25 protein-coding genes and 1 tRNA gene are annotated in these 25,170 nt (G+C 65.5%); 15 read left to right on the top strand and 11 right to left on the bottom strand.

The window, feature by feature from the left end; all coding sequences use genetic code 11:
• The first annotated feature begins 41 nt into the window (after positions 1-41).
• Positions 42-650: a DUF6919 domain-containing protein gene (locus tag ACEN9K_RS01230; protein WP_018769909.1), complete on the top strand. Its 609-nt coding sequence runs from the start codon at positions 42-44 to the stop codon at positions 648-650.
• Positions 651-688: 38 nt separating this feature from the next.
• Here the strand turns inward: ACEN9K_RS01230 and ACEN9K_RS01225 are convergent, their stop codons facing one another.
• Both ACEN9K_RS01225 and ACEN9K_RS01220 read right to left on the bottom strand, forming a co-directional pair.
• A complete protein-coding gene (locus ACEN9K_RS01225) occupies positions 689-1,171 on the bottom strand; it encodes a pyridoxamine 5'-phosphate oxidase family protein (protein WP_018769908.1) in 483 nt (160 codons plus the stop codon).
• Between the two features lie 66 nt (positions 1,172-1,237).
• Positions 1,238-2,629: a flavin monoamine oxidase family protein gene (locus ACEN9K_RS01220; protein ID WP_018769907.1), complete on the bottom strand. Its 1,392-nt coding sequence runs from the start codon at positions 2,627-2,629 to the stop codon at positions 1,238-1,240.
• A 135-nt stretch (positions 2,630-2,764) separates the two neighbouring features.
• Here ACEN9K_RS01220 and ACEN9K_RS01215 point away from each other — a divergent pair, with 135 nt between their 5' ends.
• Positions 2,765-3,478 (top strand): TetR/AcrR family transcriptional regulator, encoded by a 714-nt coding sequence (locus tag ACEN9K_RS01215; protein ID WP_026265867.1) that lies wholly within the window; start codon positions 2,765-2,767, stop codon positions 3,476-3,478.
• Between the two features lie 30 nt (positions 3,479-3,508).
• Here ACEN9K_RS01215 and ACEN9K_RS01210 read toward each other — a convergent pair whose 3' ends face one another.
• On the bottom strand, positions 3,509-4,438 hold the full coding sequence (locus ACEN9K_RS01210) for an NADP-dependent oxidoreductase (RefSeq protein ID WP_495635053.1): 930 nt from the start codon (positions 4,436-4,438) through the stop codon (positions 3,509-3,511).
• 154 nt (positions 4,439-4,592) lie between these two features.
• Here ACEN9K_RS01210 and ACEN9K_RS01205 point away from each other — a divergent pair, with 154 nt between their 5' ends.
• Both ACEN9K_RS01205 and ACEN9K_RS01200 read left to right on the top strand, forming a co-directional pair.
• Complete coding sequence (locus ACEN9K_RS01205; protein WP_495635052.1) at positions 4,593-5,720, top strand: L-talarate/galactarate dehydratase; 1,128 nt, start codon at positions 4,593-4,595, stop codon at positions 5,718-5,720.
• A gap of 9 nt (positions 5,721-5,729) precedes the next feature.
• Positions 5,730-6,464 carry a FadR/GntR family transcriptional regulator gene (locus ACEN9K_RS01200; protein ID WP_495635051.1) on the top strand — a complete coding sequence of 245 codons (735 nt, stop codon included), beginning with the start codon at positions 5,730-5,732 and terminating at the stop codon, positions 6,462-6,464.
• A 125-nt stretch (positions 6,465-6,589) separates the two neighbouring features.
• Here the strand turns inward: ACEN9K_RS01200 and ACEN9K_RS01195 are convergent.
• A tRNA-Leu gene (locus ACEN9K_RS01195) sits at positions 6,590-6,672 on the bottom strand.
• A 395-nt stretch (positions 6,673-7,067) separates the two neighbouring features.
• On the opposite strand from ACEN9K_RS01195, the gene ACEN9K_RS01190 reads away from it, so the two are divergent.
• The 7 genes from ACEN9K_RS01190 to pknB are packed head-to-tail and all read left to right on the top strand — an operon-like array spanning position 7,068 to position 16,596.
• Positions 7,068-7,811: an FHA domain-containing protein gene (locus ACEN9K_RS01190; RefSeq protein WP_018769902.1), complete on the top strand. Its 744-nt coding sequence runs from the start codon at positions 7,068-7,070 to the stop codon at positions 7,809-7,811.
• Positions 7,808-8,287 (top strand): FHA domain-containing protein FhaB/FipA, encoded by a 480-nt coding sequence (locus tag ACEN9K_RS01185; protein ID WP_018769901.1) that lies wholly within the window; start codon positions 7,808-7,810, stop codon positions 8,285-8,287. The genes ACEN9K_RS01190 and ACEN9K_RS01185 overlap by 4 nt, the downstream gene beginning before the upstream one ends.
• Positions 8,288-8,289: 2 nt before the next feature.
• Positions 8,290-10,020, top strand: a complete 1,731-nt coding sequence (locus tag ACEN9K_RS01180) for a PP2C family protein-serine/threonine phosphatase (RefSeq protein ID WP_495635665.1) — start codon at positions 8,290-8,292, stop codon at positions 10,018-10,020.
• On the top strand, positions 10,017-11,405 hold the full coding sequence (locus tag ACEN9K_RS01175; protein ID WP_056392309.1) for an FtsW/RodA/SpoVE family cell cycle protein: 1,389 nt from the start codon (positions 10,017-10,019) through the stop codon (positions 11,403-11,405). The genes ACEN9K_RS01180 and ACEN9K_RS01175 overlap by 4 nt, the downstream gene beginning before the upstream one ends.
• A complete protein-coding gene (locus ACEN9K_RS01170) occupies positions 11,402-12,862 on the top strand; it encodes a peptidoglycan D,D-transpeptidase FtsI family protein (protein ID WP_056392311.1) in 1,461 nt (486 codons plus the stop codon). Before ACEN9K_RS01175 ends, ACEN9K_RS01170 begins: the two co-directional genes overlap by 4 nt.
• The gene (locus ACEN9K_RS01165) at positions 12,859-14,586 is read left to right on the top strand and encodes a protein kinase domain-containing protein (protein WP_056392312.1); all 1,728 of its coding nucleotides are present in this window, start codon (positions 12,859-12,861) and stop codon (positions 14,584-14,586) included. The genes ACEN9K_RS01170 and ACEN9K_RS01165 overlap by 4 nt, the downstream gene beginning before the upstream one ends.
• Positions 14,587-14,601: 15 nt before the next feature.
• A complete protein-coding gene (gene pknB, locus ACEN9K_RS01160) occupies positions 14,602-16,596 on the top strand; it encodes a Stk1 family PASTA domain-containing Ser/Thr kinase (protein ID WP_043425018.1) in 1,995 nt (664 codons plus the stop codon).
• Between the two features lie 42 nt (positions 16,597-16,638).
• Here pknB and ACEN9K_RS01155 read toward each other — a convergent pair whose 3' ends face one another.
• Genes ACEN9K_RS01155 through ACEN9K_RS01145 form a run of 3 tightly spaced genes read right to left on the bottom strand, consistent with a single transcriptional unit; the run spans position 16,639 to position 18,244 of the window.
• Entirely contained in the window at positions 16,639-17,280 is a 642-nt protein-coding gene (locus ACEN9K_RS01155) for an aminodeoxychorismate/anthranilate synthase component II (protein ID WP_018769895.1), read from the bottom strand.
• The gene (locus ACEN9K_RS01150) at positions 17,277-17,447 is read right to left on the bottom strand and encodes a hypothetical protein (protein ID WP_018769894.1); all 171 of its coding nucleotides are present in this window, start codon (positions 17,445-17,447) and stop codon (positions 17,277-17,279) included. Before ACEN9K_RS01150 ends, ACEN9K_RS01155 begins: the two co-directional genes overlap by 4 nt.
• Before the next feature lie 2 nt (positions 17,448-17,449).
• Positions 17,450-18,244 (bottom strand): class E sortase, encoded by a 795-nt coding sequence (locus ACEN9K_RS01145; protein WP_018769893.1) that lies wholly within the window; start codon positions 18,242-18,244, stop codon positions 17,450-17,452.
• 174 nt (positions 18,245-18,418) lie between these two features.
• Here ACEN9K_RS01145 and ACEN9K_RS01140 point away from each other — a divergent pair, with 174 nt between their 5' ends.
• The gene (locus ACEN9K_RS01140) at positions 18,419-18,670 is read left to right on the top strand and encodes a cell division protein CrgA (protein WP_018769892.1); all 252 of its coding nucleotides are present in this window, start codon (positions 18,419-18,421) and stop codon (positions 18,668-18,670) included.
• 34 nt (positions 18,671-18,704) lie between these two features.
• Positions 18,705-19,310, top strand: coding sequence for a DNA-3-methyladenine glycosylase I (locus ACEN9K_RS01135; protein WP_018769891.1), 606 nt, complete (start codon positions 18,705-18,707; stop codon positions 19,308-19,310).
• A 247-nt stretch (positions 19,311-19,557) separates the two neighbouring features.
• Here the strand turns inward: ACEN9K_RS01135 and ACEN9K_RS01130 are convergent, their stop codons facing one another.
• From ACEN9K_RS01130 to ACEN9K_RS01120, 3 genes are all read right to left on the bottom strand, one after another.
• Entirely contained in the window at positions 19,558-20,025 is a 468-nt protein-coding gene (locus ACEN9K_RS01130) for a carboxymuconolactone decarboxylase family protein (RefSeq protein WP_018769890.1), read from the bottom strand.
• A gap of 540 nt (positions 20,026-20,565) precedes the next feature.
• Positions 20,566-21,444, bottom strand: a complete 879-nt coding sequence (locus ACEN9K_RS01125; protein ID WP_026265864.1) for a rhomboid family intramembrane serine protease — start codon at positions 21,442-21,444, stop codon at positions 20,566-20,568.
• A gap of 9 nt (positions 21,445-21,453) precedes the next feature.
• Complete coding sequence (locus ACEN9K_RS01120) at positions 21,454-21,999, bottom strand: peptidylprolyl isomerase (protein ID WP_478222622.1); 546 nt, start codon at positions 21,997-21,999, stop codon at positions 21,454-21,456.
• 155 nt (positions 22,000-22,154) lie between these two features.
• On the opposite strand from ACEN9K_RS01120, the gene ACEN9K_RS01115 reads away from it, so the two are divergent.
• Entirely contained in the window at positions 22,155-23,117 is a 963-nt protein-coding gene (locus ACEN9K_RS01115; protein WP_144601133.1) for a hypothetical protein, read from the top strand.
• A 169-nt stretch (positions 23,118-23,286) separates the two neighbouring features.
• The gene (locus ACEN9K_RS01110; RefSeq protein WP_026265863.1) at positions 23,287-24,162 is read left to right on the top strand and encodes a glycosyltransferase family 2 protein; all 876 of its coding nucleotides are present in this window, start codon (positions 23,287-23,289) and stop codon (positions 24,160-24,162) included.
• Between the two features lies 1 nt (position 24,163).
• Here the strand turns inward: ACEN9K_RS01110 and ACEN9K_RS01105 are convergent, their stop codons facing one another.
• Positions 24,164-25,090 (bottom strand): DMT family transporter, encoded by a 927-nt coding sequence (locus ACEN9K_RS01105; protein ID WP_478222624.1) that lies wholly within the window; start codon positions 25,088-25,090, stop codon positions 24,164-24,166.
• Positions 25,091-25,170: the final 80 nt, after the last annotated feature.

The following is a 25,170-nucleotide window of genomic DNA, read 5'->3' as shown; positions in this document are numbered from 1 at the left end:
CGGCGGTGGATCAGCGGAGAGCCCGGCGGTAGCATCCCAGGATGAAGCCTGAGGAACTGCCTGTCCACGATCAGTATGGCCGCCTGCTGGAGGACCGCGGAGTCTGGCGGCAGGCCACCACACTGGAAGCGGCCGGCGAACTGACTGCCCGGTGGCTGGAGGGCGGGAGTTCTTACCAGCCTGGACACTTTGCGCCGGGCTCCGACGACGAGACCAAACCCATCGCCACAGACTTGGCAGAGCTGAACCGTCACGGGTTGTTCACCAAGGAATCCCAGCCCGGCATCCGTAACGGGGCCGCGGCCCAACGGGAGTACGTCACCGGATTCTGCAGCGCCGCCACCGCCGGTGAACTGCTGGCGCTGTCCACCCGCACCGAACTGGTGACCGTGGCACATGCACCGGGCGAGGCAAGCAGTGCAGCCATCCCGGTAACCCTTGCCGGATCGGAAGTCACCACCGTGCTCGGCTCCAGCGAGAACCCCGTTGAGGAGGAACAGATCCGGGACTGGGCAGAGGAAACCAATGATGCCCTGGCCCTGCTCCTGGCCGACTCCTGGTACGTGGAAATCCTGGATCCGGTCTGGGGAAGGAACGGCGTACTGTTTCCGGCGGTCTTGCAGGCACTGAAAGGGGCGGAGCAGCCCTAGCCGCTCCGCCCCGTTCGCTTACCCGGCGCTCCCGGGAACTACAGCTCCACGGTGCCGCTTTCACCGACACTCATCCGGCTGTTGGTGACCTTTGCCTTCACCCACTGCAGCACCGTGGCGGCCGTGCCGCCGGGGCTGGTCCAGTACTCGGCAGAATCCGAATCGACGCGCAGCAGGCACACCTCGGGGGTATCCGGGCCATCAGGGAACCAGGCTTCAACCGCCTGGTTCCACAGTTCACGGATTTTTGCTCGGTCTGTGACCACTTCGGCGGTCCCGGCCACGGAAACCCATTCGGTCTTCCTGCCAAAGGCGACGTTCACGCGCGGATCAGCCCGGACATGCGCAACCTGGGAAGTGCCAAGGCCGGTGAAGAACCACATGTCGCCGTCGTCCTTTACCTCCTGGACGGCCAGCGGCCGGCTGACGAGGGCGCCTTCTTCGTTGATGGTGGTGACCATCCCGATCCTGGAATCGTTGATGATCTCAGTAACCTTGCTGATGCTCTGGGCGTCAGTCATGCCTCACCTCGTTCGTCGAAAGTCGGGGACGCTCCCCGCCGCCAGCCTATTAGTAAGCATGCTTATTTACCAGCCGGCGGCCACCGGCACCTTTGCCACCTCGGCGATGCGTGCAGCGGTAATCCGGCCCATGCGGACCGCGCCGTCCACGTGCTGGTAGCCCTCGGCAGCAAGGTCGGACGATGACCAGTAGATGGGGCCCACGGGTGCATGCTGGTCCTTGCCGTAACGGTGCAGTCCGCCCAGGTCGTAGCTGGCGGCGTAGGCGCCGCGGGTCCACTCCTCCGAGCCCCAGTCGGACTCGTAGTAGACCTCCGGCGCCAGGGCCTCGTCGCCAAGGTAGCCGGCGATCGATTCCAGGATGGCCTTCCGGCGTTCTTCGGCGCTGAGTTCGAAGACGGCGTCCGCCTTCTCATCCGACACGAAGCCCACCAGGGTGCCGCGCGGATCGCCGTGGTTGGTGTTGTCGTAGACCTCCTGGACCAGGGCGTCCGCCCCGAAGCAGGTGCCGGAGAGTCCCTTGTCCCGCCAGAAGGGCGTGCTGTAGACGGCGTGCACCTTGATCACCAGGCCCAGGGACTGGTGCTGGTGCATCTGGTGCTGGCGGCGCGGCAGCGGCGGGTTGAAGGAGACGCGGGAGTAGAGGTTCGGCGGTACGGCCATGATCACAAACCGGGCGTTGACCGTGGCCCGGTCGGATTCAACGGTGACCCGGTGGCCGCCGTCGGAATCCGGCTCCCAGTTGACGGTGCGCACCGGGGAGTTAAGGATTACGTCGTCACCCAGCTGCTGCGCCTGCAGCAGCGAGACCTGCTGCATTCCGCCCACCACGCGGCGGTCCAGGATGAAATCCTCGTCCGTCAGGTGGGTGAACGAACCTGCGGAGGCTGCCATCAGGACGGCCTGCAGGGCAGAGAAGGCGTGGGCCGGCTTGGTCAGCATGCCGCCGGCGATAAAGAGGCCAATGTTCTTGCATGCTTCCTCGTTGCCCGAGTTCTGCCGGAGCCAGTGATGGAAGGAAATGGTGTCCAGTTCACGCGCCTTGGGATGCGCCCAGGGCTCTGTGGGGCCGATTTCCGCCGCAAGGCCGTCCAGCAGAGCCACCAGGCGGTCCATTTCGACGGCGGTGTCCGGATCCACCGGGAACGTGTCACCCGTATAGCGCACGGGTGCGCCGTCCGCGCCGATGTAGATGGACTCCCCTTCGCGGTAGCGCGGGTACGTTTCCAGGTTCAGCTCCTGGAGCAGGTCCAGGAGTACGGTCTGGTCCGGGGAAACCCACTGGCCGCCGATTTCGAGCATGGCACCGTCCACCGTGTCGGTCCAGGTGCGGCCGCCCACGCGGTCACGGGCCTCGAGCACGGCGACCGTGAGGCCGGCCTTTTTCAGTTCGCGGGCGGCGGTGAGTCCGGACGGCCCGGCTCCGACGACCACGACGTCGCGGTTCAGGTTCAGCATGATGTCCTCTCTGGGCCCCTTAGTGACGGGGACCACTAAATGAATGCCATTCATTTATGAGAACTATAGCGGGTGCCTGCCGGGAGGGGAAGTGCCGGGTGGAATAATGCAGGGGACATCGACGAAAGGGCAGCAATGCCGGCAGTATCAGCCGCACAGGGACGCTCCACCAGCAACGGCGGAGCACAAAGGAGGCGGGCAGGCAGGCCGTCTGCGGCCGTGCTGGCCAAGTCCGGAATTACCGAAGCCGCACTGGAACTGATCAGCCGCAAGGGATATGACGGGCTGACCATGGCCGCCCTGGCAAAGGTGCTGGACGTCGCTCCCTCCGCCCTCTACAACCATGTGGCATCAAAGCAGGACGTCCTGCTGCTGGTGGAGGACCACCTGATGTCCCTGGTGGACGTTACGGGTTTCGGCGGCGGGAGCTGGGAGGACGCCGTCCGGACCTGGGCGTGGAGCTACCGGGATGTCTTCGCCGAGCACACACCGCTGATTCCCGTGATCGCCGTCCTGCCCGTGACGGACGCGCCGCAGACCCTTGCCATGTACGAAACCGTGAGCAAGGGGTTCCTCGACGCCGGCTTCCCCCAGGAGCGCATCATCCCCGCCATCGTGGCGCTGGAGTCCTTCATCTTCGGCTCCGCTTACGACGTCACCGCTCCGGAGGACATTTTCGATTCCGGCTCCATGGCCGGCTCCACCCCCAACTTCTCCGCCGCGGTGCGCAGTTCGGCAGCCGGCCGGGAGCGTGGCCGACCTGCCGACACCGCCTTCAGCCTGGGGCTTGATGCGCTGATCTCCGGGCTGGGGGCTCTGCGAACACAGGACGCCACATCCGGTTCATAGCGCTGGCAGCCGTGCCGCAAAAGCCCTGAATCAGGCTTCTCCGTCCACGGCCACCACGATCTTGCCCCGGGTATGGCCCTCCATGTTCAGGCGGAAAGCCTCCGCGGACTGAGCCAACGGAAGAACCTTGGCAACCTCTACCCTGATGTTGTTCCGGTCCACCAACCCGGCGAGCTCCTGCAGGTCTGCTCCCACCGGACTGACCCACATCCAGGTGCCGCCGTGCTCCTCCACTTCGCTGTCGGCGATGGATGCATGCCTGCCCCCTTCAGCCAGTACGGCCAGCGTCGCCTCAAGATTGCCTCCAGCGAAGTCGGCAACGACCTCCACGCCGGCGGGACGCAATGCACGAACACGCTCCACGAGTCCTTCCCCATAGGCAACCGGCTCGGCCCCCAAGGAGCGGAGGAATTCATGGTTCTTTTCGGAGGCCGTTGCAATGACCTTCGCACCCAGTGCCACCGCAATCTGGATGCCCAGCGACCCCACTCCACCGGCGCCACCGTGGATAAGGACAGTCTCACCGGACGCGAGGCCCAGGCGGTTCAGGACCTGGTAAGCAGTCAGTCCGGCCAGCGGAAGCCCCGCCGATTCGTTCCATCCCAGAGACTCGGGCTTGCGGGCCAGCAGCCGTTCCGGCAATGCGATGTACTCGGCAAAACTTCCGCCATGGACATAGTCTTTCCGGCCGTAGGCAATGACCTCGTCACCGGGCTGGAACGCCCGGGCGTCGATCCCCACCGACTCGACGACCCCCGCCACGTCCCATCCCGGGATCGCGGGAAACTGCAGGTCCATTGCCGCATCCAGGTAACCGGCCATGATCTTCCAGTCCACGGGGTTCACCGAGGCTGCCTTCACTTTGACCAGGACCATCCCCGGCCCCACCTTCGGCATCGGCCTCTCGGTCAATTCAAGGACGTCCGGGCTTCCGTATTCGCTGTAGGTAATTGCCTGCATGCCTGCGACAACGGCGCAGCGGTCCGCCACTATTCCTGCTCCGGCCCGGGAGTGTCGCACCACACCTCCGGCGGATGTACTTGTAATACAAGTCTGATACTTATATCCTAAGCAGGTGGGGCGAAGGAGCCCTATCCCGCCTCCAGGAGAACTTATGAGCACCGTTGATCTGATCCGGCACGTCAAACTGTCCACCGCCCGCCTTCCCCTCGCCGTTCCCATCAGCGACGCCAAGGTCTTCACCGGGCGGCAGAAGCCCATGACCGAGGTGGTCTTCCTGTTCGCGGAGATCACCACGGAGCTGGGCCACTCCGGCATCGGCTTCAGCTACTCCAAGCGCGCGGGGGGTCCGGCGCAGTACGCCCACGCCAAGGAAGTCGCCGAAGGCCTCATCGGCGAGGACCCCAACGACATCGCGAAGATCTACACCAAGCTACTGTGGGCAGGTGCCTCGGTGGGCCGGTCCGGCGTCGCCACCCAGGCTCTCGCCGCCGTCGACATTGCTTTGTACGACCTCAAGGCCAAGCGCGCAGGCCTGCCGCTGGCGAAGTTCCTGGGCTCATACCGCGACTCCGTCCGGACGTACAACACTTCCGGCGGCTTCCTGAGTGCCACCCTGGACGAAGTTAAGGCCCGGGCCACGCAGTCCGTCGAGGAAGGCATCGGTGGCATCAAAATCAAGGTTGGCCTTCCCGACAGCAAGGAAGACCTCCGCCGCGTGGCAGGGATCCGCGAACACATCGGCTGGGACGTGCCGCTCATGGTGGACGCAAACCAGCAATGGGACCGTGCCACCGCCTTGCGGATGGGCCGCCGCCTCGAGGAATTCGACCTGGTCTGGATCGAGGAGCCCTTGGACGCCTACGACTTCGAAGGCCATGCCCATCTGGCACAGGTCCTGGACACGCCCATTGCCACCGGCGAGATGCTGGCGTCCGTGGCCGAGCACAAGGGCTTGATCACCGCCAATGGCTGCGACATCATCCAGCCCGACGCCCCGCGCGTGGGCGGCATCACCCAGTTCCTGCGCCTCGCCGCCCTCGCAGACGAACGCGGGCTGGGCCTGGCACCGCACTTCGCCATGGAAATCCACCTCCACCTCGCGGCGGCCTACCCCCGTGAACCCTGGGTGGAGCACTTCGACTGGCTGGACCCGCTGTTCAACGAACGGCTGGAAACCAAAGACGGCCGCATGATCGTTCCGGACCGCCCGGGCCTTGGCATCACGCTCAGCGATCAGGCCCGTGCCTGGACCACCGAGCGCGTAGAGTTCGGCGCGTAATCTTGAGCCATGAGCCGGAACCTCACCGCGGACCTTGCCGCTGACCTTCGCAACCGCATCGTCGACGGCGTGATCCAGCCGGGCGAGAAGCTGCCCAGCGAGAACACGCTCATCAACGACTTTGGCGTCAGCCGCACGGTCGTCCGCGCCGCCCTCACCCGGCTCCAGGCCGAAGGGCTTGTCGAAACCGAGCGGGGGCGGGGAAGCTTCGCCCTCACTCCCCCCACCGACGTGCCCCCGGCAGTGCCGGGTGGCCGCCCGGTGGCCACCACGGAGGACCGGCTGCACCTGCTGGCATTCCGGATGGGAGTGGAGGCCGAAGCCGCCGCACTGGCGGCGCGGAACCGCACGGACCGCCAGTTGCGGGCCGTCAGTGCCGCACTGGAATCCTTCACCAAAAGCGCAGGCCACCCTGCCCACGCCATGAAGTCGGATTTCGAGTTCCACCGCGCTGTGGCGGCGGCATCCGGCAACCCCTATTACTCAGATTGCCTGGCGGCGCTGGGGCAAACCATGATCGCCATGCCGCGCACCCGCCTGATGACCGGCGTCGAACACTACGCCCTGGACCATTTCGACCAGGTGGTGCTGGAGCACCGGTCCATCCGGGACGCCATCGCAGATGGTGACGAGGCTGCGGCCGCGGCAGCCATGCGCTGCCACCTGGCCAACTCACGACGCCGGTTCAAGGCATCGGCGCGCCCGTCCAGTCAGGAGGACGCAGCCAGGACCGCCGGGTCCTAAGCCTGTTCGCGGATCCAGGCCCTCGAGGGCCGGATCTGCGAACAAGCCCCTGACGTTTCCAGACCCAGCCCGGTGTTAAATAGGTAAGGGCCCCAATCGTGTGATTGGGGCCCTTACCATTTGCGTGCGCGAGGGGGGATTTGAACCCCCACGCCCTTTCGGACACTGGCACCTGAAGCCAGCGCGTCTGCCGTTCCGCCACTCGCGCGCAACTTCTTCCACTCAGCCGGTCCGGTTTCCCGTTTCCGCGCCTCGTAAAAGCAGCGAAATCAAGCATAACGGACAGATGCCGCAAATTACCAATTGGCCGTCGGCACCCTTTCCCCATGCCCTTAAAGGCGGCATAACAGAGGGGCCTCACCGGCCGGAGACGGAGGGCCGGAGCCGCCGCCGGTTTGCGCGGGTTGGGACCGGACCAGTCACAGATCTGAACTTTTGCCGGCGCCCGGCCGTTGTGGATTAAGGTCATTCGCAGGGGTGCCCAGTAGTATCGGATGTAGGAGTGGCCGCTGCCGGCGGGCATGCCGCGCAGTGCCGGACCGCCCTGCAGGTGCTGGTCAGCAACAACTACTGCCCCGGAACCGGGGGGAAAGGAGAAGAACCATGGGTCTGCTGGACAAGGTTGAACGTGGCATTGAAAAGGCCGTCCGCGGTGTCTTCTCCACCGGTTCCAAGGCCCAGGTCGAACCTGTGGAGATCGCCAGCAGGCTCCGCCGCGAGGTGGACCATAAAGCGATCACCATTGCGGCCGGACGTACGCTGGTGCCCAACGTCTTCGACGTCCAGCTCAGCGATGAGGACTTCGGACGCGCACAGGAGTGGGGCACGCCGCTGGCCGAAGAACTCTGCGACGTGGTCATCAACCACGTCCGGAGCCAGGGCTACACCCTCCAGGGGCCCGTCCGGATCTCCTTCCGCCGCGAAACGGCACTCCGCCCCGGTGATTTCGAAATTGCCTCCTCCACCGAAAAGTCCCAAGGCTCCGGCGGCGCCACGCCGCCCCGGCCGAACGTGCCGGCAGCTCCCAGCCGGCCGCCCGTGAGGCTGCAGCCTGTGCTGGACATCGAGGGCCAGCGTTATTCGCTGAACGCCCCGTCCATCGTCCTGGGCAGGTCGTCCGAGGCGGACATCCACATTGATGACACAGGCGTATCGCGGCGCCACCTGGAAATCCGAACGGCCAACGGCGCCACCAGCGCCGTGGACCTGGGATCCACCAACGGCAGCTACGTCAACGGGCAGAAGGTCTCCGGAAGCATCGAACTCACAGACGGCTCCACCATCACGATGGGACGGACAAAGATCATCTTCCGCCTGCTTCCTGCCAACCCGGGTGGCCACGCATGAGCGACCTGACCATCACCGCGCTGCGGTTCGGCTTCCTGCTGCTCCTCTGGGTACTCATCTTCAGCATCGTCTCCGCCATGCGCCGGGACCTCATGTTGGGCCGGAAGGCCGCATCCGGCGTGCCCACCGCCCGCCAGGTCCGCCGGAACCCGGAACTTGCCGAGACCCCGCAGCCCGTAAAGCAGCAGGCCCGGCAACTGGTGGTGGTCGAAGGCCCGCTCAAGGGCAGGACCCTGCCCCTGGCGGCCAGCCCCATCCTGCTGGGCCGCGCCCAGGAAGCCACCCTGGTGCTGGAAGACGACTACGCTTCCGGCCGCCACGCCCGGCTCTTCCCGCAGGGCAGCCGTTGGTTCATCGAAGACCTTGGCTCCACCAACGGAACCTACCTGGGAGACCAGCAACTGACCCGTGCCCTGCCCGTGGAGCCAGGGGTCCCCGTGAGAATCGGCAAGACGGTCATTGAATTGAGGCCGTGACCGTGGCCGAGGCTGAAAACCCCGCAACCGGCTCCAGCCCGGCGCAGCGGCCCCTCATCATGCGCTTCGCGGCGCGGTCCGACGTCGGCCGGATCCGTTCGAAGAATGACGATTCCGCCTACGCGGGCCGTCACCTCGCCGTCGTCGCCGACGGCATGGGCGGCCACGCGGGCGGTGACGTTGCCTCAGCCGCGACCGTCCTGGACATGATCCACCTGGACAGCCCCGACCACGGCGATGAGGCCGGGACGATCCTTGCCGACGAAATCCAGACCGCCAACTCACTGCTCTCCGAACTGGTGCACATCAACCCCAAGCTGGCCGGCATGGGCACCACCGTGACGGCCCTCCTGCTGGCAGACGGCAAGCTGCACTTCGCGCACATCGGCGACTCCCGGGCCTACCGGCTCCGCGACGGTGAATTCAAGCAGGTCAGCGTGGACCACACCTTCGTTCAGCGGCTCATCGACGAAGGCCGGCTCAGGCCTGAGGAAGCGGAAACGCACCCGCACAAGAATGTCCTCATGCGGGTCCTGGGCGACGTCGATGCCAGCCCCGAACTCGATCTGGACACCCTGGACGCCCGTCCCGGCGACCGGTGGCTGCTGTGCTCCGACGGGCTGAACTACGTCGCCGCGCACGCCGTGGAGCGGACGGTCCGGGAAACCCACAACCTGCACGAATGCGCTGACACCCTCGTTGAACTGACTCTTGAGGCCGGTTCGCCGGATAACGTCACCGTGGTCATGGTGGACATCGTGGAGGAAACGCCCGACGACGTCAGCACGGCCGCCGTCGAAATCGTTCCGCCGGTGCAGGGCGGCAAGTCCGCTGCCGCGGCAGCTGGCGGGCAAGGCGCCACCGCCGCGTCCCCTGTTCCGGCCGGCGGGACGGAACCGGCCAAGTCCGGTTCAGCCACTGACGATGCCGGGCAGGAACGGGCGCCCGAAAAGAAGACGGCCGTCGGCGGCACCAGGGATCCGGAGGCCGGCTCCTCCGAGGCCGGCAGTACAGACCCCCACCTGGGCGAACATCTTTCCGCTGAAGTCCTCCGCGAAGAACTTGCCTCCCGCCCGCATGAACTGGTGGGTGCTGCCGCTGCCGCCGCCGAATCGGGCTCCATCCCCACCGTGGCCGGACGTACCGTGGCACGGCGGGCAGCCACGCTCCTCACCCATAAGGCAGAACCGGCCGTCGATCCCGAGGACACTTTGCCGACGCTGCGTCCGCGCCGCTGGGTGGCCTGGTCCGTTGCAGCCGCCGTGCTGGTTGTCGTTGCCGTCGGCCTGTGGCTGGGGTACGCCTGGACCCAGACCCGCTACTACGTCGGCGAGTTCGATTCCCGGGTGGCCATCTACAACGGGGTCTCCCAACGGTTGGGACCCATCCAGCTGTCCTCCCTTGAGGCTGTGACGGACATCCGCATGGACTCGCTCCCGCCGTTCTCGCAGCAACGGGTCCGCCAGACCGTGCCCGCCAATGACCTCTATGACGCGCAGCGGATCGTCAAGAACCTGGAGCTCACGGGAACAACCTCCCCCGAGGAGGAGTGCCCCAGGCCATCTACCTCCGCCGCTGCGCCTGCCCCGTCGGCAAGCACAGGCACGTCGGCAAGTGCAGCGCCGCCCGCCAGCGCAGCCGCCCCGCCGCCCGCACCAGATGCCGCCGCGCCCGCACCCTCCGCGGCTTCTCCGTCCCCCACTCCGACTATCACCTGCGAGGCGGCCAAATGAGCCAGGTAAGCACTTTGCCAAAGCCCCGCCGCAACGTTGAACTTGCCCTCCTGCTCCTGGCCCTCGCCGTTGGCATCGGCGCCAACATGATGGTGGGCGTGGACCAGGAGAAGGCCTTCGATTCCGACTTCTGGTTCCAGTCCAGCCTGCTGGCGGCGGCAGCCCTGGCCTTCCACGGTGTCCTGCGCTTCCGCGCAAAGTATGCCGATCCGGTAATACTTCCGATTGTCGTCGCCCTTAACGGCTTGGGTCTTGCGATGATCCACCGCCTGGATGCTCCGGGCGAGGACACGGGAAACAACCAGCTCCGGTGGACCCTCATCGCCATGGCGGTGGCCATCGCCGTCGTGTTCTTCCTGAAGGACCACCGCATCCTGCGCCGGTTCACCTTCATTTCCCTGGCTGCGTCCGCCCTGCTGCTGATCCTGCCCCTGGTCCCGGGAATCAGCGCCGGCGAAATCCTCGGCGCACGGGTGTGGATCAGGTTTGGCCCCATGACGTTCCAGCCGGGCGAAGTAGCCAAGATTACGCTCGCCATATTCTTCGCCGGGTATCTTTCCTCCAACCGTGACCTCATCCTGCTGGCAGGCCGCAAGATCGGCCCCCTGCAGTTTCCCCGGTTCAAGGACATGGGCCCCATGATCACCGCGTGGCTGGTCAGCATCGGTGTCCTGATCTTCCAGCGGGACCTTGGTTCCTCCCTGCTCTTCTTCGGGCTTTTCATCGTCATGATCTACGTGGCAACCAGCCGCATCAGCTGGGTCGTGATTGGCCTGGCCCTGATCCTCGGCGGCGGTTTCGTGGCCGCCCAGGTGTTCTCCCACGTCCAGCAGCGCGTCTACGGCTGGCTCAACGCCTTCTCCCCCGATGTCTACGAGAACGGCAGCCGGCAGGTCATCGAGGGCCTGTTCGGCATGGCCAACGGCGGCCTGGTGGGCACCGGCCTTGGCCAGGGCCGCCCGGACCTGGTCCCGTTCGCCAACAGCGACATGATCATCGCCTCCCTGGGCGAGGAACTGGGCCTCATCGGCCTGTTCGCCGTCGTCCTGCTGTACCTGCTGCTGATCACCCGCGGATTCCGCGCCGCCCTGGGCACACGGGACGCGTTCGGAAAGCTGCTCGCCTGCGGCCTTTCCTTCGCGGTGGCGCTTCAGTGCTTCGTGGTCATCGGCGGGGTCACCCGGCTCATTCCACTGACCGGGCTTACCACGCCGTTCCTGGCGGCCGGCGGTTCGTCCCTTCTGGCCAACTGGATCATTGTGGGACTGCTCCTGATGATCTCGCATGCGGCCCGCGGGCCGGTGGACACTACACCGTTGCCGCCGGCCGGGACGGCAGCGGCAACAGGCATTGACACTCCAACCGAGGCGGTGAAGCAGGCATGAACCAGGCAATCCGGCATTCATGGGTAGCCGCAGTGGCCATGTTTGCACTGCTGTTCGGGGCCATCAGCTACGTGCAGGTGGTAGGCGCCGACGACCTCAAGACCAACCCCCTGAACCAGCGTGCCATCCTGCAGAACTACTGCAACGACCGCGGCGCCATCATCGTTGGGGGCACCCCCGTTGCCGAGTCGGTGGAAACCGGTTCGGAGACCTGCAAGTTCCAGCGCACCTACCCGCAGCCGGAACTGTATGCGGGAATCACCGGCTACTTCTCGAAGAACTATGGCGCCACCGGCCTGGAACAGGCCATGGGCGCCGAACTGGCAGGGAACTCGGACCAGCTCTTCCTTGACCGGGTGGGCCAGCTCTTCCTGGGCAACCAGCCCAAGGGCGCGTCCGTGGAACTCACCATCGACCCCCAGATCCAGAAGCTTGCCTACAGCCTGATCCCGGACGGACAGCGCGGCTCGATTGTGGTGACCAACCCCAAGACCGGCGCCATCCTGGCCATGGTGTCCAAGCCGTCCTACAACCCCAACGTTGTGGCCACCCAGGACGCTGCCGCGGAGCGCGCCGGCATGAACGAGCTGGTCAAGGTTCCGGGCATCAACCTGAACCAGAACGTCAGCGGCCCCACCGGCGAGCTGCTCGCACCGGGATCGGTCTTCAAGCTCGTGGACACCGCGGCGGCGCTTGCCTCCGGCAAGTACAACAAGGACAGTGTCCTCCCCAACCCGGCGGAGATGCCCTTTGACGGCATCCAGTACAAACTGCCCAACTACGCGGGCGGCAACTGCTACACCAGGGACACCGCCAGCTTCGCCTTCGCGCTGCAGCAGTCCTGCAATACCCCCTTCGCCAGCATTGCCCTGGATCTTGGCCGCGACGCCATCGCCGACCAGGCCAAGAAGTTCGGCTTCGGCGAGGACGTCGGCGGCCAGCTGAAGCTGGGCCACGCGCTGGGCAATGGTTTCCCCGGAAACCTGGACGCACCCGGCCTTGCCCAGTCGGCAATCGGACAGAAGGATGTCCGCGCCACGCCGCTGCAGATCAACATGATGACCTCCGCCATCGCCAACGGCGGCAAGCAGATGCAGCCTAACCTCATCAAGACCCTGCGCTCTCCGGACCTTCGTGTCATCGACGAACCGCAGCCGCAGCAACTGCGCACCTCCACCACCCCGCAGATCGCCAGCCAGATCACCGAGTGGATGGCAAGCGCAGTCAGCGAGGGCATTGCCAAGGGCGCAGCGGTCCCCGGCGTCCAGGTGGCGGGCAAGACAGGAACCGCAGAGCTCGGGAACGGAACCAATAACTCCTGGTTCACCGGCTTCGCGCCCGCAAACAATCCGCAGGTGAGTGTCACGATCGTCATGGAGGGCGTGAACATCACCACCGGCGCACAGCTGACCAGTCCTAACGCGAAGAAGATTTTTGAGGCGGTGTTGAATAAGTGAGGCCTACAACCGGAATCACCCTCGGCGGCAGATTCCAGCTGACCACGCGGATTGCGATCGGCGGCATGGGGGAAGTCTGGAAAGCCAAAGACCTCGTCCTGGGCCGCATCGTCGCCATCAAGGTGCTGAAGGAGGAGTACACGGGGGACCCCGGATTCCTCCAGCGCTTCCGTGCGGAGGCCCGCCACACTGCCCTGCTGAACCATGTGGGGATCGCCAACGTCTTTGACTACGGCGAAGAAGAAGGCTCGGCCTACCTGGTCATGGAACTGGTCCCGGGCCAGCCCCTGAGCAGCATCATCGAGCACGAACAAGTGCTGTCGCCGGACCGCACGCTGTCCATCATTGCGCAGACCGCCCGCGCCCTGGCCGTCGCCCACGCCCAGGGCCTGGTCCACCGCGACGTCAAGCCCGGCAACCTCCTGATCACCCCGGACGGACGGGTCAAAGTCACGGACTTCGGCATCGCCCGACTCGCCGACCAGGTGCCCCTCACGCAGACCGGCCAGGTCATGGGAACGGCGCAGTACCTGGCACCCGAGCAGGCGACCGGCCAGACCGCCACGGGATCCTCGGACATCTACTCGCTCGGCGTTATCGGCTACGAGTGCCTCAGCGGGCACCGTCCTTTCTCCGGCGAATCGCAGATCGCCATTGCCCTGGCCCAGGTGAACGACGCTCCGCCGCCTCTTTCGGAGACCTTGCCGGCCCCGGTCCGGGCCCTCCTGATGTCAATGCTGGCCAAGGACCCCAAGGACCGTCCCGCCAACGCCATCAAGCTGGCCGAGGCTGCGGAGGCCATCCGCAACGGCGACATCAGCGCAGCACGCGCCGCCGTTCCCGGCATGCTTCTTTTCGACGCCGACACAGGGCCCATCACGGCCCCCGTTGACACTGCCACTGCCCCCACCGGAGTCATTGGCGCCCAGCATGACTCCACTCCGGCTGCCACATCAGCCCTTCCAGTGCTGGGTGCCGGCGCGGCGGGCGCCGCGGCCGGGCTGGCTGCGGGCGCCGCGGGCGCTTCCGCCGACGGGGATGTTCCCAAGGGGCCACTGGCCCGGGCCGATGCGCTGGCTGCCGAGCGGAACTGGGACCAGGAGGAGGAAACGTACGACGACGGTCCCTCCGATGAGCCCCGGCGCAAGGGACGCAGTCCATGGACCTGGCCCCTGGTCGCCCTGATCCTGCTGCTCCTGTTTGCGCTGGTGGGTTTCCTGCTGAACCAAATGGGACTCTTCTCGCCCTCCGGCAACCCGACATCCGGCATCACCACCAGCAGCGCGCCGCCGTCGTCGGCAACGCCCACGCGGACCACTGCGTCAGCCACGCCGACGCAGACGCGCAGCACACCGACGCCGACGCCTACTTCCGAGCCCACCCAGGACACTGTCAACGTGATCCCGGCCGCCTACCTCGGCAAGGACTACCGCCAGGTCCAGACTGCCCTTGCCAACCTGGGACTCCAGGTGACGGTCCTGCCGCAGGAGAGCCGGACGGCCGCCCCCGGCACCGTCCTGGAGCTCAATCCGACCGGCGTGGTGCCCAAGGGTTCGCTGATTACCGTCATCTACGCGACCGCTCCATCACCCGCGCCCACGACGGCGGCACCCACGCCTGCTCCCACCACGTCCTCACCCGTGGCGGGCCCCACGCCCCTCTCGCCCCTGCCAACCTGTGCGGCCGGCCAGACGCCCGGAACGCCTGCGACCTGCACGCCGTAAACGTCGGGACCACCAGTGAATGAGTCACCACGCACACCGTTGCACCGGGAGGACAGCCTGCCGGTGGACAACCGGCGTGTCCTGAGCGGCCGCTACGAACTGGGCAGCCTCATTGGCCGGGGCGGCATGGCGGATGTCTACCGGGGAACCGACACCCGCCTGGGCAGGACTGTTGCCATCAAACTGCTCAGGCCGGATATGGCCCGCGACCCGCAGTTCCAGGCACGGTTCAAGCGTGAGGCACAGGCGGTGGCGGCCCTGAACCACCCCTCGATCGTGGCCATCTTCGATACCGGTGAACACCTGGTCCACGACGGCACCGGCGAGGACGTCCGCGTGCCCTATATCGTGATGGAGTACGTCGAGGGGAAGACCCTGCGCGATCTGATCCGCGCCCATGAGGTCAGCATCGACCAGGCCATCGAGTACTGCCTGGGGGTCCTGGGCGCCCTGGAATACAGCCACAAGGCCGGAATCGTGCATCGGGACATCAAGCCCGCCAATGTGATGTATTGCCCGGGCAGCAATTCCGTCAAGGTGATGGACTTCGGCATTGCCCGCGCGATTGCCGATTCCTCCGCCACTATGACCCAGACCCAGGCAGTGGTGGGAACAGCGCAGTACCTGTCACCGGAACAGGCCCGGGGCGAAACCGTCGACGCCCGCAGTGACCTTTATTCCGCCGCATGCCTGCTCTACGAAATGCTGACCTCGCGCCCTCCGTTCGTCGGGGACAGCCCGGTGTCCGTGGCTTACCAGCACGTGCGGGAAATTCCGGAGCCCGCCAGCAGCCTGAATCCGGATGTGTCACCGGCCCTGGACACCGTACTGGCCAAGGCCCTGCAAAAGAACCGGGCCGACAGGTTCCAGGATGCCGCAGCCTTCCGGCGCGCCCTGAGGGCGGCAAAGGCCGGGGTCCCTGTCCCTGCCGTGCCTGTGTCCGAGGCGCCCACCGATCCCAACGACCACGTTCCCGAAGCGTCCCCGCCAACGGAGGCGTTCGCCGCATCGGGGACCAACTTCCTTGATGACGCGCCCACCGGCCGCCTGGCAGCCCCCTCCCTCCATGACGACGGAGCAGCAGGTCCGCTGGAACTTGCGGATGAGCAGGAGATGGACGGGTACAGGCCGGGCGGATACAGGGCAGACGATTACGGGTCGGCTGCGCCGCTCCCGCTTGGCTTCCCTCCGGAACGTGAGCGGACCACCCGGCAAAAGTCCCGCCGTCGTGCGTGGATCGCCACCCTGGTGATCTTCACCCTGCTGGTACTGGCAGGCGGTGGCCTGTGGCTCTACCAAACGGTCAACCGCCCAGCCCCCGCTGCACCCAAAGTGTCAATCCCCTCGGTGTCGTCGATGACGGAGACCGCGGCGCTTCAGGCACTGTACAACGCCGGCCTGCGCCCCAGGATCGCGCGGGCGGTGAATGACACAGTGCCCAAGGGAACCGCCATTGGGACTGATCCCGCGGCGGGCGGGTCACTGGAGCCGGGGGCGGAGGTCATCCTCAACATCTCCGAGGGCCCCAGTTCGGTTAAGGTCCCGGACAGCATCCCCGGCAAGACCGAGGCAGCCGCCCGGGATATCCTGCGGCAGGTGGGACTGGTGGGCGCGCCGTCAACCAGCACGGCCAACAGCGCCACCGTTCCGGCAGGAATAGTGATCACCTCCAATCCGGCGCCCGGGCAAAGCGTTGGCGTCGGCACCAGCGTGGAACTCATCGTTTCCACGGGCAAGGTGGTTGTCCCCGAACTGCGCGGCCTGGCCCGTGATGAGGCCGAGGCGGCCCTGAAGGGGCTTGGCCTGGTGCCGTCGGTGATGGAGGCGGAGAATTCCCAGGTAGAGCCGGGCAAGGTGACGGACCAGAGCGACCCCGCCAACGCCGCCGTCGACCAGGGAAAGACCATCGGCATCGTTGTGGCCAAGGCTCCGCCCCCACCGGCTCCGACCGAAACGGCGACGCCGACGCCCACTCCCACTCCCACGCCGAAGCCCACCAGGAAGGGCTGACGTCCTCCCTGGACCTGTTTTCGGTTGGTGGAGGGCGCCGGCCTAGTGCTGGATGAGGGGGCTCAGTTTCGCCGCCCGCGCGGCTGCGCCTTTCATGCCCAGGGACTCCAGCCAGTTGCCGAGCATCTGGTAGCCGCCTTCGGTAAGGACCGATTCGGGATGGAACTGCACACCGCAGAGCGGCGCGGTCCGGTGCTGCAGCCCCATGACCACGCCGGATGCGGTCTGCGCGGTGACTTCCAGGACGTCAGGAATGGACTCCCGGACCGCGGCCAGGGAATGGTAGCGGGTGGCCGTGATGGGGGAGGGGAGCCCGGCGAAAACGCTGGTGCCGATGTGCTCCACCTGGGACGTCTTGCCGTGCATGAGTTCCGGGGCGTGCGTCACCTTGCCGCCGAAGGCCTCGGCCAGTGCCTGGTGGCCCAGGCATACGCCGAACATGGGGACGCTGTTTTCGCCACACCACTTGATCAGCTCGATGCAGATGCCCGCTTCAGCAGGATTACCCGGACCCGGGGAGATGAGGACGCCGTCGCGGGTGCTGGCAAGCTCAATCGCCTCCGCCAGCGTCACGTCGTCATTCCGGACAACTGTGGTCTCGGCGCCCAGCTCCTGGAGGTAGCCCACCAGGGTGTAGACAAAGCTGTCGTAGTTATCCACTACAAGGATCTTGGTTGTGGTCATGGCTGGTCTGTGGAACCAATCGTCGAGTCGGTGAATTGGGTGAAATGGGACATCCAGGGAAACAGGAACTGGACCATCAATACCAGGGCAATGAAGATCAGAACCAGCGAGATGAAGATCCGGAGCCAGAGCGGTCCGGGCAGGTGGCGGAAAATCCAGGCGTACACAGTCAGTTCCTTCCGGTGGCTGCCGCAACCTGCGCCGCGATTTCGGCCGGCGGGCCCGCTGCAGCCGGACGCCAGCTGTCCAGGAGGGCGTAGGCGATGATGCGTTCTTCCGCCCCGAAGCGGGGGTTGCAGCTGGTCATGGTGAGGTAGCTTTCGGTGGGCGTGGCGCCGGGCTGGGTGGGCACCGGTTCCAGGACGTCCGTGCGCGAAGGCATCACAATCTGGTTGTTCCGGAAGACGTAGACGTAATAACCGTCCTTGGTCTGGACGTAGATCTTGTCGCCGGGCACCAGGGTGTGGATGTTATCCAGCACTGCACCGTGCGTCTGGCGGTGCCCAGCCACCGCAAAGTTGCCTACCGCACCGGGCATGGCCGTGTTGCCGTAGTGCCCAAGGCCCAGGGTGTCCAGGACATCCTGGCTGGTCCCCTCGACAATGGGGCGGGTGTAGCCGGGGCCGAACCGGGGGATGTACATGATGCCGATCGTTCCCGCGTGGCCGGGGGCGGTACCCACCACGGGCTTGCCAAAATCCTCACCGGCGGCGGGTGCCGCGGCGGGCGCAGTTGGTGCGGGAGCGGGGGCGGCAGTGCCCAGGTCCTGGGCGAATTCCTTGATGACCTGGCTCTGCCTGGCATCGGACTCGACGTTGGTCCACCACAGCTGCCATGCCACAAAGAGAAGGAGGATAACGCCGGCGGTTATCAACAGCTCGCCCAGAACCTGGATGGTGCCGCGCAGCAGGGCACGACGGGGGGCGGGCGCAGTGGCGGGCCCCGCCTTCTCCTGCAATACCACGCGTTCTCCTCCGGGCGTTTACCCTGGGCACCGGCTGCCCATCAACTGCGGCTAGAATTGGCTGCTAGTAAGAATCCAGATTTGACCAAGATCGCGCAGACCGCTGGAAATTTCCTTCTTGCAGGATACCAAGCCCGGGGCGCCGGTCTTGCCCCATCCCGCCAAGGAGAGCCAGTGCCCGAGTCAAAGCCTCGCAAGAAGACCGCCAGCACCGCCCAGCCGGCTTCCCCCCAGGCTTACAAGCCCAATCCCGTCTGGTTCAAGCCGGTCATGTTTGGACTCATGATTATTGGCCTCTTCTGGATCATCACGTTCTACATCAGCGAGGGACGCTTCCCTGTGCAGGCCTGGCAGTCGTGGAACATCGTTGCCGGCTTTGGCATTGCCATCGTCGGCTTCCTGATGACTACCCGCTGGCGCTCCTGAGCGGCGTCCCGCGACTGTTCCGGGGAGGACTGCCGTGGCTCCCGAATCCGCCGGCGTAGTTATCGGCGAGGATGGCCTCGCGCGGCCGGCGTGGGCCGCGACGGACCCGCTCATGCGGAACTACTACGACCAGGAATGGGGCATGCCCGTCACCGACGAGCAGGGCCTGTATGAACGCATCTGCCTGGAGGGCTTCCAGGCCGGGCTTTCATGGGCCACCATCCTGCGCAAACGCCCCGCGTTCCGCGCCGCCTTTGCCGGCTTCGATCCGGAGGCTGTGGCCCTGTTCAGCAACGCGGACGTGGAGCGGCTGTTGCAGGATCCGGGCATCATCAGAAACAGGCTGAAGATCCTTGCCACGGTTAAGAACGCACAGGCCACCCTGGAGCTTCGGAACGACGGCGGCCTGGTGGACTTTGTCTGGGGCTTCCGGCCGGACAGCACCCCGGAGCCCCGGGTTGCCGCGGAGATTCCCACCCAGTCTGCAGAGTCCATTGCCTTGTCCAAGGCACTTAGGAAGCGCGGCTTTTCCTTCGTGGGACCCACCACCATGTTCGCCCTGATGGAGGCGGTGGGAATCGTGGACACCCACCTCCTGGCGAGCCATCGGCGGGGATCTTCCGGCGTCTGGCAGGTGTGAGGCCGGTCGGGGCAGAACCGGTCCGCGGCACACCGTTATCCCCAATTGTTGGGAAAGTTATCCACAGTGTGGAAAAGCCTCCCTGGCAGCTCCAGATGTGGCAGCCGGCCCCCGGGGCCGTGCTGATAAGGCTAAGTCTGCCGGGCAGATGCGGTTATTAACAGTGTGGAATACCTGTGGATAATCCCTACGTGCCCGGTGGATACCCGCGGGGTCCGGGGGTCCGGGGGTCCGGGGGTCCGGGAGGCTACAGGCGGTCCCGCTTGACGGGATGGTGGCTGGTAATGGAAACCCGGTTGAACGCGTTCATCGTCACCGCAACCCAGCTCACGGCCGAAAATTCCTCTGCCGTGAGGCATTCGCGGGCGGCCGCCTCCGCATGCTCCTGCGTCCGCTGGTCCGGGAGTTCAGTGATGCTCTCCACCAACGCCAGGGCCGCCCGCTCCTTGCCGGTGAACAAGGCCGTGTCACGCCACGCGGGCAATACTGCCAGCCGCTGCGGGGTTTCCCCTGCCTCGCCCGCCTTCCGCACGTGTAGGTCCAGGCAGTAGGCGCATCCGTTGATCTGGGAGATCCGGACGTTGAGGAGTTCCAGCAGGCCGCGCCCGATTCCAGCCTCCTCTGCTGCTTCCTGCACCCTGAGGCCCAGGCCGCTGATTGACTTCCAGAGAGCGGGGTGCTGTTTGTCCAGGTATAGATGCTCGGTGACGCTCACGGGGGTCCTTGTCGATAGAACGGCTTGGCAGGCAACCATCATAGGCAGGACGCGGAGGGCCCGCCGGGGATGTTATCCACTTACCAACAGCGCAATACCCACAAGTTATCCACAACTGTGGGTAAGCCCGTGGAAATCCTCCCGCCGCCGGGCGCTGCGCCTACTCCCGCGGGTTTTCCAACGCGGAAACTACACCTCTGTCAGTTATTAACACTGTGTATAAGGGTGTCGATAACGCCCCTCCGGGGTGGTGCACTGGGCCAACATGACGCTGCCGGTGCGTAGTTGTCCACAAAATCCCGTGGAATCCCCTGCTTATCCACTTACACACAGCAATATCCCCACAGGTTATCCACAGATGTGGAGAAAGTGGCGCAGCCTTCCAGCCCATCCCCGGACGCAGGCCATAAACGGGAGGACGCGCATATGAACTACAGCTGTGTAAGTTACCAACATTGTGGATAAGCCCTGTGGAAAACAACTCTGCCCCCGACACCATTGGTGGCGGGGGCAGAGTGCCGTTGCGGTTTGGGCGGGATCCTAGAGAGTTACCCGCACCCAGCTCACAGCGATGAGCAGGGCCAGCACGGCCGCCAGCCCCAAGGCCTGGATGACACCCTGGCGGCGTCCGCGCGGAGTGTAGGCGAGGACGGCCGCACACAGTCCGCCCGTAATGAGGCCGCCCAGGTGGGCCTGCCAGGCGATGTGGGGGATCAGGAAGCCAATGACGCCGTTAATGGCAATCAGGACCCACAGCTGGCGGGTGTCGCCGCCGCGCTGCCGTTGAACCAACAGCATGGCGCCGAAAAGGCCGAAGATGGCTCCGGAAGCACCTACCAGCCCCACGAGCCCTTGGCCGGGCACCAACACGGGATTGAGCAGCAGGTAGCCGACTGAACCACCAACCGCTGAAATCAGGTACAGCGCCAGGAACCGGACGCGGCCCAGAACGGGTTCGAGGGCCTGGCCGAAAATCCAGAGCGTATACATGTTAAGGAGGATGTGCAGCAGCGAATCCGGGGAATGGAGGAAGGCTGATGTCAGCATCCGCCAAGGCTCGAAAGCACCGTACTGCGGGGCAACAAAAATGTTGTTATAGGCGAACTGCTTGTATACGAAGTCGCCCGGGATGAGCATCTGCAGTGCGTAAACAACAACGCAGGCCGCGATGATGCCGAACGTCGCCAATGGCTTGCCGGTGGCAACGGCGCCGCCATAGACGGTCCGCACTTCCGGCGTCGAACGTCCTGTTTCGTTGACGCAGTCAACGCATTGGAATCCGACGGCGGCCGCCCGCTGGCAGTCAGGGCATGCCGGGCGCCCGCAGCGCTGGCAGCGCACGTAGGACGGCCGGTCCGGGTGCCGGGGACAGACCGGGACCTGGGCGGACGGCTCGGCCGACGGAATTCCGTAACTCATGCTGGGGTGTTACAGCTGCTCGATGTCGATGCTGTTGATGGTGACGTCTTCAACCGGGCGGTCGCCCATGCCGGTGCGGACACCCTCAATGGCGTCGACGACCTTCCTGGATTCCTCGTCAGCCACTTCACCGAAGATGGTGTGCTTGCCCTGGAGCCAGTCAGTGGGAATGGTGGTGATGAAGAACTGTGAACCGTTGGTGCCCTTGCCCATCTGGATTCCCGCGTTGGCCATGGCGAGCTTGTAGGGCTGGTTGAAGCTCAGCTCCGGGTGGATTTCGTCGTCGAAGCGGTAGCCGGGGCCACCGGTTCCACGGCCCAGGGGGTCGCCCGCCTGGATCATGAAGTCCTTGATGATGCGGTGGAAGATGGTTCCGTTGTAAAGCGGGGTGCCGGCCTTGTCCTCGCCGGTTTCCGGGTGGGTCCATGCCTGTTCACCCGTGGCAAGGCCAACGAAGTTCTTGACAGTCTTGGGCGCGTGGTTGCCGAAGAGGTTAACCACGATGTCGCCGAGGCTGGTGTGGATGGTTGCTTTTGCAGTTGCGATGGCAGTCATAGGCCCCATTCTCCCATGTCGGTTATTTGCGGCCACGGCTGCGGGGGCAGTTCCGCGCTGGGTGAAATCCCCCTAAAATCCGCAGAGTGAATAGCCCGGGGTGATCTGGGCACGTAGGCTAGCGACAGAACCGTCACATTAATCGGGAGGTAGTTGTGAAGAAATCGGATCGTATTACCCGTGACCTTGAGCAGTCGGTCACCAGTGCGGTGGAAAATGCCAAGGATTGGGCGGCGCCGCGGGTGGAAGCTGCAGTGGACTGGGCTGTTCCCCGTCTCCAGCACGGCCTGGATACCGCTTCTCCCAAGATCCAGGAAGGCCTGAAGACGGCCGCGCACTCCCTGGCCGACGGTGTTGCCACCGTGACTCCCCGGATCCAGGACGGTCTGGCCCAGCTGGCCCCCAAGATCAATGACGTCGTCGAAGGCGCCTCACCCAGGCTGCACGAGGCTTTGGACAAAGCCACGCCCGTTGTCCTGAATGCCCGCGACCGGGTGGTGGTGGAATACCTGCCCAAGCTTTCGGACCAGATCGGCGTGGCATCCGGTGCAGTCCACCGCACCCTGGAAAACACTCCGGCACGGGTGGATGCCGTGGCACAGAAGCTGGGCGATGTGGGAATCATCCACGCCCTCCAGGAACAGGCCCAGGCAACCGGTGCACAGCTGAAGGCAGCCGCAGCAGGTGCCGGCCGTGCCGCTGAACTCCAGCTGGCCCAGCCCGAAAAGCCCAAGAAGCGCGGCTGGCTGGTCTTCGGAGTTGTTGCTGCTGCCGTTGCCGCCGGTGTCGCCGCGTGGAAGGCATCCAAGCCTGTGGAGGACCCCTGGAAGACTCCTTCACCGGTCACGCCGACTCCTGCCCCGGTGCCCGCCACCACTGTCAGTGATGTCAAGGAAAGCACGGCAAACGCTGCCGGCGGCGCTGCCTCTGCTGCCGGATCTGCCTCAGCCGCCGCAGCGGAGAAGGCAGGTGAGGCAGCGGATACGGCCACTGAAAAGTCCGCAGACGCCGCTGACAAGGCCAAGCACGTGGCCGCCGACACCTCGGAGGCTGCCAAGAGCACAGCCGATGACGCAAAGCCGGCCACGGAGACTGACAAGGGCAGCAGCCAGGCCTAGTTTTCCCGCAACGCACCAAGGGGCTCCGTTTCACCGCGGGGCCCCTTTTGCGTACCAGAGCCATTCCTCCCGCCGATTTTGCTGACTGCCCTCCACAGACTCCCGGGCCGCCGCAGAAGCGCGGCCACCGCATAAGGCAGGCGGTGGCCCGGGTGCTAGATTTGTAGTGATGCCAGCCAATCGACCCTCTGGGGATGCCTTGAACGACGCAGCCGAACAGCTCCGCGTGTCCATCGTCATCCCGGCCTACAACGAGGAAAGCGTGATCAGGCAGTGCCTCATCGCTGCCATCTACCAGTCCGTTCCCGCCCACGAGATCATCGTGGTGGACAACCTTTCCAAAGACCGCACTGCCGACATTGTCCGCCAGATGCAGCTTGAGTACCCGGAAAGTCCCATCATCCTGCTGAGCCAGGACCGGGAGCAGGGACTGATCCCCACCCGGAACTTCGGTCTGGACAGCGCCACCGGGGACATCCTGGGTCGCATTGACGCGGACTCCATCGTGGAACCGGACTGGGTTGAGCAGGTCCAGAAGGCTTTCGCTGACTGGTCCGTCCAGGCTGCCACGGGCCCTGTGGTGTACTACGACATGCCGATGCGCCGCTTTGGGCTCAAGGCCGACGACAAAATGCGCCAGCTGATGCTCAAGCTGGCCAAGCACCAGTACCATTTCCTGTTCGGCTCCAATATGGCCCTGCGTGCCAGTGCCTGGGAGACCATCCGCTCCGAGACCTGCCGCGACGAAAAGGACGAAATGCACGAGGACATCGATTTGTCCCTGCACCTGGCCGATCATGAGCTTCCGGTGCGGTACTGGCCGCAAATGGTGTCCGGGATGTCGGCACGCCGGCTGGAGGATTCCCCGCGCGACTACCGCTACTACGTCACCCGTTTTGACCGGACCTATAAAGCCCACAATGTCAGGAAGATGGCGTTGAAGGCCCCCATGGTGGTCTTCTTCTCGGTATATTTCCCGGCCAAGCTCCTCCGGGCCATCCACACGGTCAACACAGCCCAGCCCGTGCGCCGCGGCGGGCAGTAGCTCAGTCCGTCCCCAACTCCGCGAGCCGGTCCGGCGGCGGGGCCGTTCCGCGCCGCGTTGCCATTGCGGCCCTCTGGCCCAGGACCACGACGGCGAGTCCAGCCAGGATCAGGCCGAGTCCGGCGTACGTGCCGGCCGGCAGGGTCTCGTGCAGGAACACGGCAGCCAGCAGGGCTGCGCCGGGGATCTCCAGGAGGATGATCATGGAGACGATGAGCGGGCTCATGGTGGCCAGCAGGTGGTTGAATGCGGTGTGGCCCACCAGCTGCGCACAGACGGTGATGGCTGCGATTCCCAGCCAGCCTGCGGGCTCGAACCCGGCCAGGGGTTGGCCGGCGAACAGCGCCAGTACTGCCACGAGGGCGGCGCACATCCCGTAGCAAAGCGTGGTGTAGGTTCCGGTGGTCATGCTTTGCCGCGCCTTGCCCCCGGCCAGGGTGTAGAGGCCTGCCAGTGCGCCACCGGCCACCGCCAGCAGGTCTCCCGTGAGTGCCTGCGGTGAGGTTCCGAGGTCGAAGCCGGTGATGGCAACGACCCCGCCGAAGGCGATGCCCAGACCGGCCAGGACCTGCCAGCGGTGCCGGGTGCCGCGGAAGAGCTGGAAGACCGCAATCCAGGCCGACTGCAGGCAGACCAGGGCTGTTGCGGCGGCTACGGAGGTGAGCTGCAGGGAAGTGATGAAGCAGGCAAAGTGCAGTGCGAGGGCGACCGCGGCCAGGGACGACCAGCCGAACTCGCGGCGGGAAATCCTGCCGAACTGGCGGGGCTCCCGGACCAGGGTGGGCGTGGCCATGACGGCCGCTCCGATGGCGTTCCGCCAAAAGGCAATGGCCAGGGCGCTGACGCTGGTTGCGCCAAGTGTGGCCGCTATCAGGGGGCCCGATGAGGCGACGCCGAGAACGCCGAGGGCCGCGATGATCAGATTCACGGCAACCCCCTGAAGCTCGTCCCTGACAGAGATGGAAAGCGAAAAGTCCCGGCCAGCGTTTCCGCTGACCGGGACTTCCT

The organism is Pseudarthrobacter sp. Pseusp20 (assembly GCF_059492155.1).
Note: the sequence above shows the minus strand (reverse complement) of the source record. Positions and strands in the feature narration are given on the sequence as shown.

What these genes read in the sequence shown, in the direction of transcription:
- ACEN9K_RS01230 (WP_018769909.1), top strand. Translation starts at nt 42, where the DNA reads ATGAAGCCTGAGGAACTGCCTGTCCACGATCAGTATGGCCGCCTGCTG.
- ACEN9K_RS01225 (WP_018769908.1), bottom strand. Translation starts at nt 1,171, where the DNA reads ATGACTGACGCCCAGAGCATCAGCAAGGTTACTGAGATCATCAACGAT.
- ACEN9K_RS01220 (WP_018769907.1), bottom strand. Translation starts at nt 2,629, where the DNA reads ATGCTGAACCTGAACCGCGACGTCGTGGTCGTCGGAGCCGGGCCGTCC.
- ACEN9K_RS01215 (WP_026265867.1), top strand. Translation starts at nt 2,765, where the DNA reads ATGCCGGCAGTATCAGCCGCACAGGGACGCTCCACCAGCAACGGCGGA.
- ACEN9K_RS01210 (WP_495635053.1), bottom strand. Translation starts at nt 4,438, where the DNA reads ATGCAGGCAATTACCTACAGCGAATACGGAAGCCCGGACGTCCTTGAA.
- ACEN9K_RS01205 (WP_495635052.1), top strand. Translation starts at nt 4,593, where the DNA reads ATGAGCACCGTTGATCTGATCCGGCACGTCAAACTGTCCACCGCCCGC.
- ACEN9K_RS01200 (WP_495635051.1), top strand. Translation starts at nt 5,730, where the DNA reads ATGAGCCGGAACCTCACCGCGGACCTTGCCGCTGACCTTCGCAACCGC.
- ACEN9K_RS01190 (WP_018769902.1), top strand. Translation starts at nt 7,068, where the DNA reads ATGGGTCTGCTGGACAAGGTTGAACGTGGCATTGAAAAGGCCGTCCGC.
- ACEN9K_RS01185 (WP_018769901.1), top strand. Translation starts at nt 7,808, where the DNA reads ATGAGCGACCTGACCATCACCGCGCTGCGGTTCGGCTTCCTGCTGCTC.
- ACEN9K_RS01175 (WP_056392309.1), top strand. Translation starts at nt 10,017, where the DNA reads ATGAGCCAGGTAAGCACTTTGCCAAAGCCCCGCCGCAACGTTGAACTT.
- ACEN9K_RS01170 (WP_056392311.1), top strand. Translation starts at nt 11,402, where the DNA reads ATGAACCAGGCAATCCGGCATTCATGGGTAGCCGCAGTGGCCATGTTT.
- ACEN9K_RS01155 (WP_018769895.1), bottom strand. Translation starts at nt 17,280, where the DNA reads ATGACCACAACCAAGATCCTTGTAGTGGATAACTACGACAGCTTTGTC.
- ACEN9K_RS01125 (WP_026265864.1), bottom strand. Translation starts at nt 21,444, where the DNA reads ATGAGTTACGGAATTCCGTCGGCCGAGCCGTCCGCCCAGGTCCCGGTC.
- ACEN9K_RS01120 (WP_478222622.1), bottom strand. Translation starts at nt 21,999, where the DNA reads ATGACTGCCATCGCAACTGCAAAAGCAACCATCCACACCAGCCTCGGC.
- ACEN9K_RS01110 (WP_026265863.1), top strand. Translation starts at nt 23,287, where the DNA reads ATGCCAGCCAATCGACCCTCTGGGGATGCCTTGAACGACGCAGCCGAA.